The sequence below is a fragment of the Micromonospora foliorum genome (assembly GCF_022229015.1).
Taxonomy (GTDB): domain Bacteria; phylum Actinomycetota; class Actinomycetes; order Mycobacteriales; family Micromonosporaceae; genus Micromonospora; species Micromonospora foliorum.
Genome location: NZ_JAKKFF010000311.1, coordinates 1 through 9,765, shown reverse-complemented (window position 1 = coordinate 9,765; position 9,765 = coordinate 1). Strand labels below are relative to the sequence as shown.

Below are 9,765 nucleotides of genomic sequence, written 5' to 3'. Positions count from 1 at the left end.
CCACCGTCTCGATCTCCGGCACGCAGGCGAACCCGCCCTCCTGGGGCCTCGACCGGATCGACCAGCGCAACCTGCCGTTGGACAGCTCCTACACCTACCCGAACACGGCGAGCAACGTGCACGCCTACATCATCGACACCGGCATCCGGTTCTCCCACAACGACTTCGGCGGCCGGGCCACCTCCGGCTACGACGCGGTTGACGGCGGGTCGGCCGACGACTGCAACGGGCACGGCACGCACGTGGCCGGCACCGTCGGCGGGTCCGCGTACGGGGTGGCCAAGGCCGTCCAGCTCGTCGGCGTACGGGTGCTGAACTGCTCCGGCAGTGGCACCAACGCCGGTGTGATCGGCGGCGTCGACTGGGTCACCGCGAACGCGATCAAGCCGGCCGTGGCGAACATGAGCCTCGGCGGCGGCGCGAACAGCTCACTGGACAACGCCGTCCGCAACTCGATCGCCTCGGGTGTCACGTACGGCCTGGCGGCCGGCAACGACAACGGCGCGAACGCGTGCAACACCTCGCCGGCGCGTACCACGGAGGCCATCACGGTCGGCTCGACGACCAGCTCGGACGCCCGGTCGTCGTTCTCCAACGTCGGCACCTGCCTGGACATCTTCGCGCCCGGCTCGTCGATCACCTCGGCCTGGTACAACAGCAACACCGCGACCAACACGATCAGCGGCACGTCGATGGCCACGCCGCACGTGGTCGGGGCGGCGGCCCTGGTGGCGAGCGCCAACCCGAGCTGGACCCCGGCTCAGGTCCGCAACCAGTTGGTGGCCAGCGCGACCCCCAACGTGGTGGGCAACCCTGGCTCGGGCTCGCCGAACCTGTTGCTCTACGTGGGCACCGGCACCACCCCGCCGCCGCCCACCGGCTGCACCGGCACCAACGGCACCGACGTGTCGATCCCGGACGCCGGCGCGGCGGTGACCAGCTCGATCACCATCTCCGGCTGCGGTCGCAACGCCTCCTCGGCCTCCACGGTGGCGGTGAACATCGTGCACACCTACCGCGGTGACCTGGTCATCGACCTGCTCGCCCCGGACGGCAGCGCGTACCGGTTGAAGAACAGCAGCACCTCGGACAGCGCCGACAACGTGAACGCCACGTACACGGCCAACGTGTCCGGTGAGGCCGCCGACGGCATCTGGCGACTTCAGGTGCGGGACACCTACTCGGCCGACATCGGCTACATCAACACCTGGACCCTGACCGTCTGACCGGTTCCCCACGATCGAGGCCCCACCCGGAACACCGGGTGGGGCCTCGCGTCGTACGGATCGGGCTCAGACCGAGAAGGTGGCCGGCCGCTCGGTGGCCGGTGCCGGCGGGCGGGCCTTCCACAGGCCCACCTTTTGCGCGGCGAGCCGGCTCAGGTATGCCGGGTTGAGGATGACGTAACGGCGCCAGAGCCTCTTCGGCTCCAGACCGAGGCGCCAGAACCACTCCAGGCCGGCACGCTGCATCCACGCCGGGGGCTGGCGCAGCAGCCCGGCGTGGTAGTCGAAGGCCGCGCCGACCGCCATCAACGGCATGTCGAGCAGCGGCCGCATGGCGTACGCGAAGACCTCCTGGCGCGGGCAGCCGAGCCCGACCAGGACCAACCGGGCGCCGCTGGAACGGATCCGGTCGGCGATCTCGGCGTCCTCGCCGGGCTGGACGGCACGGAACTTGGACGGCTCCACCCCGGCGATCTTCAGCGCGGGGAACATCCGCTCCAGGGCCGGGATCAACCGGGCGAGGGTCTCCTCGGTCGAGCCGTACAGGTAGACCGGCAGCCCCTCGTCGGCGAAGCGCGACAGCACGTGCAGGGTCAGGGTCGGCCCGTACACCCGGTCGCTGAGCCCGGCGTGGTGCAGCAGGTTGAGCGCCCACCGCACCGGCTGCCCGTCCGGCGTGACCACGTCGAAGGAGTTGAGTCGCGCGTTGTGCGCCGGGTCGAGCACCCCGGTCATCACACCGTGCACGGCCAACGCGGTAAGCGCGAGAGGGCGCCGCTCGTGCGCCGCGGTCACCACCGCGTCGGTCGCCGAGGCGTAGTCGGTGGCGTCGACCAGGACGCCGAGCACGTTACGCTTGGTTCGGGCGCTCATGACTGGGCCACCCACTTGTCCACGTTGGCCTCGTAGATCTCCCGCAGGATCATCGGCACGTCGTACGTCATCTTCCAGTCCGGATACTGCGCCTCGAACCGGGCCATGCTGCTGACGTACCACTGGTGGTCGCCGGTGCGGTTCTGCTCGACGTAGTTGATCCGCGCCTCGCGGCCGGTGATCTCCTCCGCGATGCGGAACGCCTCGATGTGGGAGATGTTGGAGTGCCGGCCGCCGCCGAGGTTGTAGACCTCCGCGGATCGCGGAGCCCGGAAGAACGCCTCGAACGCGGTCAGCACGTCGTGCGAGTGGATCGCGTCCCGGACCATCTTGCCCTTGTAACCGAAGAGGTTGTACGTCCGGCCCTCCATGACGCAGCGCATCAGGTAGGCCAGGAACCCGTGCAGCTCGGCCGCGGAGTGCGCCGGGCCGGTCAGGGTGCCGCCCCGGAAGCAGGCGGTCCGCATGTCGAAGTAGCGCCCGTACTCCTGGACCATCACGTCCGCGGCGACCTTGGAGGCGCCGAAGATCGAGTGCAGTGAGTTGTCGATCGACATCTCTTCGGTGATGCCCTGGTACCAGCGGTGGTCCTCGGGCAGCTCGTACCGGGTCTCCAGCTCGACGAGCGGCAGGCTGTTGGGCCGGTCGCCGTAGACCTTGTTGGTCGAGCAGTGGATGAACGGCGCCTCGATCGCGTGCCGGCGGGTGTTCTCCAGGATGTTGAGCGTGCCGCCAGCGTTCACGTCGAAGTCCGTGTAGGGCTCCTTGGCCGCCCAGTCGTGGCTCGGCTGCGCGGCGCTGTGGATCACCACGGCGATGTCCGAGCCGTACTTCTTGAACACCTGCTCCAGGCCGTCGCGATCCCGGATGTCGACCGCGAAGTGGGTGTACGCGTTACCCAGGTCACGGCCGAGCCGTTCCAGGCTCCACGAGGTGGAGCCGTCCTCGCCGAAGAAGTACCGGCGCATGTCGTTGTCGATGCCGACGACATCCAGACCGAGGCCGGCGAAATGCCGGACCGCCTCGGAGCCGATCAGACCGCCCGACCCTGTCACCAACGCGACACTCACACGCCACTCCTGGTCCATCGGAGGCAGAATCCATCGGAGCATAGCGTGACGTCCGGCACGCCCCGATATGACGGAAGGGCCCCGCATCAAGCGGAGCCCTCGTCGTTGGTGGGGATGGGGGGAGTTGAACCCCCACGCCCTTTCGGGCACACGGACCTGAACCGTGCGCGTCTGCCATTCCGCCACATCCCCGTGGCACAGCCCGGAACACTTTAGCCGCCCCGGCCCCGCTGTCTCCAACGGGCCTCGGGAATACTACGCTGTCCCTGGCGCTCGCCACGAGCGATTACCGTTCGTGGCGGACGAAAGATTAGCACGACAGTCCCGGCCCTTCCGAACGGGTCGAGAGCAGCCGGCCGAGCGGCGTGTGAGCTGCGCGCGCGCCGGCCGGATACCATCATGTCCTCGGGACCCGAGGAGGAGCCGGTGAGCGTGCTGCAACGCTTCGAGAAGCGTCTGGAAGGCCTGGTCGAAGGGGCCTTCGCCAAGGTCTTCAAAGGGGTGGTCCACCCCGTGGAGATCCTCAACGCCATGCAGCGGGAGGCCGAGGCGCACAAGGCGATCCTGGCCGGTGGGCGCACGTTGGTGCCCAACCGCTACGTGATCGATCTCTCGCCGTTCGACCACAGTCGGCTGGCGCCGTACGCCGCCGCGCTGGCCCAGGAGTTGGCCCAGTCGCAGGCGGAGTTCATCGGCGAGCAGGCGTGGACGGTCTACGGCGACGTGATCGTCGAGATCGAGCGAGGCGAGGGCCTGGACACGGGCATGTTCCGTGTCACGGCCGAGGTCTACACCGGCGGCGAGGTCGCCCCGGTGTCGGCACCCGGCTACGACGCCGGCCCGCCCGCCTACCCCGCGTACGACCAGGGCGGTGGCTACGGCCCGCCGCCCGGGCACGGTGGCGGTCGCAACGTGCGGCTGGTCTCCGGCGACGGTCGCACCTACCCCCTCCAGATGGGGTCGACGGTGATCGGTCGCGGCGACCAGGCCAACCTGCGGCTGCCCGACGTCGGCATCTCCCGGCGACACGCCCGGCTGGATTTCGACGGGGGCCAGGTCGTGCTGACCGATCTGGGTTCGACCAACGGCACCATGGTGAACGGGCAGCGGGTCTCCGCCGTCGCGCTCAACCCCGGTGACATGGTCCAGCTCGGGACGACGACGCTGACCTTCCGCGTGGACGGCTGACCCGCCTTGCCGGAACTGGTCATCACCGTTGCCCGGTTCGGATTCCTGATCCTGCTGTGGATCTTCGTGTTCACGGTGGTCGGTGTGATCCGCCGGGACCTCTTCGCGGGCGCCCGGTCCGGTCGCCTGGTGGCCGCGCCACGCGCGGTGGGCGCCTCGACGGGGCAGGCGTCCAAACCAGCGAAGGTGAAGCGGGGCAGAGCGGCGCACCAGCTGGTGGTGACCGCCGGTCAGCTGGCCGGCACCAGGATCACTCTCGGTGAAGCGCAGATCACCATCGGTCGGGCTGAGGACTCCACCCTGGTCATCACCGACGACTACGCCTCCGCGCGACACGCCCGGCTCGTGCCGCGTGACGGGCAGTGGTACGTCGAGGACCTCGGCTCGACTAACGGCACGTACCTCGATCGCGCTAAGGTCTCCGGACCAACCCCCGTCCCCCTCGGCGTGCCGATCCGGATCGGCCGCACTTCCCTCGAATTACGGCCATGACTCTGACCCTGCGCTATGCGGCCCACAGCGACCGCGGTCTGATCCGAGACGGCAATCAAGACTCCGTCTACGCCGGGCCGCGGTTACTCGCCGTTGCCGACGGCATGGGCGGTATGGCCGCCGGTGACGTCGCCAGCAACATCGTCATCGGTGCCATGGCGCCGCTCGACGAGGACGTCCCGGGGGACGCTCTCGTCGATGCGTTGCGTTCGGCCGTGGGCACCGCCAACCAACAACTCCGCGACACGGTGGACGCCAACCCACAGCTGGAGGGGATGGGCACCACGCTGACGGCGACCCTCTTCACCGGCAGCAAGCTGGGAATGGTCCACATCGGCGACTCGCGGGCCTATCTGTTGCGCAACGGCGAGTTCGCGCAGATCACCAAGGACGACACGTACGTCCAGATGCTCGTCGACGAAGGCCGGATCAGCGCCGAGGAGGCGAGCAGCCACCCGCAGCGGTCGCTGCTCACCCGTGCCCTCGACGGTCGGGACATCGACCCGGAATACTCGGTCCGCCAGGTCATGCCCGGCGACCGGTACCTGATCTGCAGCGACGGCCTCTCGGGCGTGGTCAGCGCCGAGACCATCGGCGAGACCCTGCGGGAATACCCCGACCCGCAGCAGTGCGTCGAGCGGCTGGTGCAGCTCGCGCTGCGCGGCGGTGGGCCGGACAACATCACGGTGATCATCGCCGACGCCACCGACCAGGACATCGTCGAGGCGACCCCGATCGTGGGCGGCGCCGCCGCTCGGGACCGGGGCATGGCGACCTCCGCCGACGACTCGACTCCGGCCGCCCGAGCCTCGGCGCTCTCCGCGCCGCGTCCGGCCGCGCCCGAGGAGCCGGCGGCCTCCGACGAGGACGCCGACCGACCGAAGCGACGCCCGGTCCGGACCGCCGCCATGGCGCTGGCCCTGCTGGTGATCGTCGGCGGTGCGGCGTTCGGTGGTTGGACGTACACCCAGCGGCAGTACTACGTGGGAGCCACCGAAGAGGGCCAAGTCGCCGTCTTCCGCGGTGTCCAGGGTCAGATCGCCGGAATGGACCTGTCCAGCGTGCACCGCCGCAGCGGCACCCGGCTGGACGACCTCACGGTCGCCGCACAGGACACCGTCAAGGTCGGCATTCGGGCCAAGAGTGAGCCGGACGCCGAGCGTCAGCTCGCCGAGCTGACCAGCGACACGCCCAGCAACCCCAACCTGAAGCCGCTCTGCCCGCTCGACCCGAGCGTCACCGGGGGCACCACGCCCTCACCGACCCCGATCGGTTCGACGCCGACCCCGAATGGCAGCCCGAGCGCCAACGCGTCGCCGACCCCCAACGGGGTCGTCAGCGCAAGCCCGACCGTCGGTGCCACCACCGCTCTCGGTGGGGCCGGCGCGACCACCACACCCGACGTCACGCCCTCCGACTCGGCCACGCCGGCGCTCGACCCGGCCGGTTGCCGGTCTCCTGAGTGAGCGTCGGCTGAGATCCTGAGGACTCCACCCGTGACCGTAGCGGCCACACCGGCACCCTCGCCCGCGACCGCGGGCGAGCAATCCGGCGTACGCCTGGCGCGGTCGCGCCGCAACGCCGAGCTGTCCCTACTGCTGCTCGCGATGGTGCTGGTGGCCGCGTACGGGGCGACCGTCGAGGCGAACCTGCTGGACACGGTCACCCCGGACTTCTGGATGCCGGCCGCCGCGCTCGGCGCGGTCTTCCTCGGCCTGCACCTGGTCATCCGGTTCCTCGCCCCGTTCGCCGACCCGGCGCTGCTGCCGGCGGTGGCACTGCTCAACGGGCTCGGGGTGGGCTTCCTCCGCCGGATCGACCTGGGCGACGCCCCGGTGGCCGAGCGGGAGAGCCTGGCCGTCTTCGCGGGGCAGGGCGGGCGCCAGCTGGCCTGGACGCTCGGTGCGGTGATCCTCGCCGCCGGCCTGCTCGCCATCATGCGCGACCACCGTTCGATCTCGCGGTACGCGTACACCCTGGGGTTGGCCGGCATCGTGCTGGTGATGATCCCGGCGGTGCTGCCGTCGAGCATCTCCGAGATCAACGGCGCGAAGCTGTGGATCCGGGTGGGTAGCTTCTCCATCCAGCCGGGTGAGTTCGCCAAGTTGGCGCTGCTGGTCTTCTTCGCCTACTACCTGGTGCGTAAGCGTGAGGTGCTGTCGCTGGCCAGCCGGCGCTTCCTCGGCATCGACTTCCCGCGCGGCCGTGACCTCGGCCCGGTGGTCGGCGTCTGGCTGATCAGCGTCCTGGTGCTGGTCTTCGAGAAGGACCTGGGCACCTCGCTGCTCTACTTCGGCATGTTCGTGGTGACGCTCTACATCGCCACCGAACGGGTCAGCTGGCTGCTGATCGGCCTGGTCCTCTTCTTCGGCGGCGCGTACCTCGCCTACTTCCTCGGCTCGACGGTCGGCGGGCCGTTCGCCAACTTCTACGTACGGGCGGAGATCTGGCTCGACCCGTTCGCCGACCCGACCAACAAGGGTTACCAACTCGTGCAGGGCCTGCTCGCCCTGGGCACGGGCGGGCTCTTCGGTGCCGGGCCGGGCGGTGGCCAGCCGGAGATCCTGCCCGAGGTCCAGAACGACTTCATCTTCGCCGGCATCGGTGAGGAGATCGGCCTCTTCGGGCTCTCCGCGCTGCTTGTCGTCTACCTGCTGATCGTGGAGCGCGGGCTGCGCGCCGCGCTCGCCGTACGGGACTCGTTCGGCAAGCTGCTCGCCGGCGGTCTGGCGTTCACTCTCGGCCTCCAGGTCTTCGTGATCGTCGGCGGGATCAGCAAGCTCATCCCGCTTACCGGTCAGACCACCCCGTTCCTGTCCGCCGGTGGGTCGTCGTTGATGGCCAACTGGCTGCTCATCGCGGTGCTGCTGCGGGTCTCCGACGGCGCCCGCCGACCGGTGACCGGAGGCGGCGGCAAGGCGGCCCGTCCCAGCGGTGGCCCGCCCGAGCAGCTGCACGGTGCTCCCACGGAGGTGATCAAGCCGTGAACGCACCCCTGCGCCGGGTCGGCGTCGTCGTCATGGTCCTGTTCGGTCTGCTCTTCGCCAACCTCAACTGGATCCAGGCATACAAGGCCGATGAATACCGCACCAGCGACTACAACGGTCGGGTCCAGGTCGCCGAGTACGACCGCAAGCGCGGCAACATCGAGGCCGGCGGCACGGCCCTGGCCACGAGCAAGGAAACGACGGGCAACCTGAAGTTCCTGCGCACCTATCCGGGCGGCGCCAAGTACGCCCACGTGCTCGGCTACAAGCCGGTCAACCTGGCCGACCAGGGCATCGAGCGGGTGGAGAACGACTTCCTGGCCGGCACCAGCGACCAGCTGATCGGCGACCGGTTGAAGGACATGTTCACCGGCGACGACACCGGCGGCGGCAACGTGCTGCTCACGCTCTCGAAGCGGGCGCAGGACGTGGCGTACGACCAGTTGCGCAACAACCAGGTGGGCGCGAAGCGGGGCGCGGCGATCGCCATCGACCCGAGTACCGGTGCGATCCAGGCGCTGGTCTCCATGCCGAGCTTCGATCCGAACCCGTTGGCCAGCCACGACACCAACGAGGCATCGGCGGCGTACAACAAGCTGGAACAGGACCCGGACGGTCCGCTGAAGAACCGCGCGCTCTCCGAGACGCTGCCGCCGGGCTCCACCTTCAAGATCGTGGTAGCCGCGGCGGCGCTGGAGAACGGCGTCACCAAGTCCACCCAGATCCCGGCCGGTCCCAGCTACACCGCGCCCACCTCGGGCACCCCGATCCGCAACGCCGAGCCGTCGATCTGCCCGGAGCGGCAGGTCACCCTGCTGGCGGCGGTCACCGAGTCGTGCAACACCGGCTTCGCCCAGCTCGGCGTGCGGCTCGGCGCGGAGACCCTCAAGGAGAAGGCCCGCCAGTTCGGGTTCGAGCAGGACGACCTGACCGTCGGCCAGCTCGGCGAGGGCGGCCTGCCCACGGCGGCAAGTCAGACCGGAACCATGCAGAACCCGGACGGCAGCACCGACCCGGCCGCCCTGGCCCAGTCCTCCATCGGCCAGAACAACGTCCGGATGACGCCCCTCGAAGGCGCCATGATCGCCGGCTCGATCGCCCACAACGGCAGCCAGATGCGGCCGTACCTGGTGCGACAGTTGCTCGCTCCGGACCGGACCACCAGCTACTACACCGCGAAGACGCGGGAGCTGCGTCAGCCCGTCGAGCCGCAGGTCGCCGCCGACCTGCGCGAGATGATGGTCAGCGTGGTCCAGAACGGCACCGGGCGGAAGGCCGCGATCAACGGCTACACGGTCGGCGGCAAGACCGGCACCGCCCAGTCCGCTCCGGACCGGCCCGACCATGGCTGGTTCATCGGCTTCGCTCTGGACAAGAACGGCAACCCGGTCTCCGCGGTCTGCGTGGTGCTGGAGCAGGCCGGCCCCGGTGGTAGCGGCGAGGCCGCTCGGATCGCCGGCCAGATCATGCGGGCCGCCATCGCCGACCCAGGGGGTCGCTGACATGCTCAGCCCCGGCGTGCAGCTCGGCAACCGCTACCGCCTCGACGAGCGGATCGCCAGCGGCGGCATGGGCGACGTCTGGCGCGGCACCGACCAGGTGCTCGGCCGGACGGTCGCGGTGAAGAGCCTGCTCCCCGCGCTGCTCGACGACCCGGACTTCGGCGAGCGGTTCCGCGGCGAGGCCCGCACCATGGCCACCATCAACCATCCCGGCGTGGTGGACGTCTACGACTTCGGCAATGACCAGCAGATCGCCTTCCTGGTCATGGAGTACGTCGAGGGTGACGCCCTGTCGTCCACGTTGAGCCGGGTCGGTCGGCTCACTCCGGCCCGGACGATGGCCCTCGTCGCGCAGGCCGCCGACGCGCTGCACGCCGCGCACGAGAAGGGCATCGTGCACCGCGACGTCAAGCCGGGCAACCTCCTG

The 9,765-nt window shown here is 69.8% G+C and carries 9 protein-coding genes and 1 tRNA gene; 7 read left to right on the top strand and 3 right to left on the bottom strand.

Translation table 11 applies throughout. From position 1 onward, the window contains the following. Positions 1-1,226: S8 family serine peptidase (locus tag PSH25_RS22145; protein ID WP_238660897.1), on the top strand; the 1,226-nt coding region annotated here is incomplete at its 5' end. 66 nt (positions 1,227-1,292) lie between these two features. On the opposite strand, the gene PSH25_RS22140 is transcribed toward PSH25_RS22145, so the two are convergent. From PSH25_RS22140 to PSH25_RS22130, 3 genes are all read right to left on the bottom strand, one after another. Beyond that, positions 1,293-2,099, bottom strand: a complete 807-nt coding sequence (locus PSH25_RS22140; RefSeq protein WP_238660896.1) for a WecB/TagA/CpsF family glycosyltransferase — start codon at positions 2,097-2,099, stop codon at positions 1,293-1,295. Then, positions 2,096-3,211, bottom strand: coding sequence for an NAD-dependent epimerase/dehydratase family protein (locus PSH25_RS22135; protein ID WP_238660895.1), 1,116 nt, complete (start codon positions 3,209-3,211; stop codon positions 2,096-2,098). The genes PSH25_RS22140 and PSH25_RS22135 overlap by 4 nt, the downstream gene beginning before the upstream one ends. A gap of 64 nt (positions 3,212-3,275) precedes the next feature. Next, a tRNA-Leu gene (locus tag PSH25_RS22130) sits at positions 3,276-3,361 on the bottom strand. A 207-nt stretch (positions 3,362-3,568) separates the two neighbouring features. On the opposite strand from PSH25_RS22130, the gene PSH25_RS22125 reads away from it, so the two are divergent. The 6 genes from PSH25_RS22125 to PSH25_RS22100 form a co-directional block, all read left to right on the top strand. Then, positions 3,569-4,357: an FHA domain-containing protein gene (locus PSH25_RS22125; protein ID WP_007454122.1), complete on the top strand. Its 789-nt coding sequence runs from the start codon at positions 3,569-3,571 to the stop codon at positions 4,355-4,357. 6 nt (positions 4,358-4,363) lie between these two features. Then, on the top strand, positions 4,364-4,849 hold the full coding sequence (locus PSH25_RS22120) for an FHA domain-containing protein FhaB/FipA (RefSeq protein ID WP_238660894.1): 486 nt from the start codon (positions 4,364-4,366) through the stop codon (positions 4,847-4,849). Further along, entirely contained in the window at positions 4,846-6,315 is a 1,470-nt protein-coding gene (locus tag PSH25_RS22115; RefSeq protein ID WP_238660893.1) for a PP2C family protein-serine/threonine phosphatase, read from the top strand. Before PSH25_RS22120 ends, PSH25_RS22115 begins: the two co-directional genes overlap by 4 nt. 30 nt (positions 6,316-6,345) lie before the next feature. Beyond that, positions 6,346-7,836 carry an FtsW/RodA/SpoVE family cell cycle protein gene (locus tag PSH25_RS22110; protein ID WP_238660892.1) on the top strand — a complete coding sequence of 497 codons (1,491 nt, stop codon included), beginning with the start codon at positions 6,346-6,348 and terminating at the stop codon, positions 7,834-7,836. Continuing rightward, on the top strand, positions 7,833-9,338 hold the full coding sequence (locus tag PSH25_RS22105; protein WP_238660891.1) for a peptidoglycan D,D-transpeptidase FtsI family protein: 1,506 nt from the start codon (positions 7,833-7,835) through the stop codon (positions 9,336-9,338). The genes PSH25_RS22110 and PSH25_RS22105 overlap by 4 nt, the downstream gene beginning before the upstream one ends. Before the next feature lies 1 nt (position 9,339). Continuing rightward, positions 9,340-9,765: serine/threonine-protein kinase (locus tag PSH25_RS22100; protein WP_238660890.1), on the top strand; the 426-nt coding region annotated here is incomplete at its 3' end.

What these genes read in the sequence shown, in the direction of transcription:
- PSH25_RS22140 (WP_238660896.1), bottom strand. Translation starts at nt 2,099, where the DNA reads ATGAGCGCCCGAACCAAGCGTAACGTGCTCGGCGTCCTGGTCGACGCC.
- PSH25_RS22135 (WP_238660895.1), bottom strand. Translation starts at nt 3,211, where the DNA reads ATGCTCCGATGGATTCTGCCTCCGATGGACCAGGAGTGGCGTGTGAGT.
- PSH25_RS22125 (WP_007454122.1), top strand. Translation starts at nt 3,569, where the DNA reads ATGTCCTCGGGACCCGAGGAGGAGCCGGTGAGCGTGCTGCAACGCTTC.
- PSH25_RS22115 (WP_238660893.1), top strand. Translation starts at nt 4,846, where the DNA reads ATGACTCTGACCCTGCGCTATGCGGCCCACAGCGACCGCGGTCTGATC.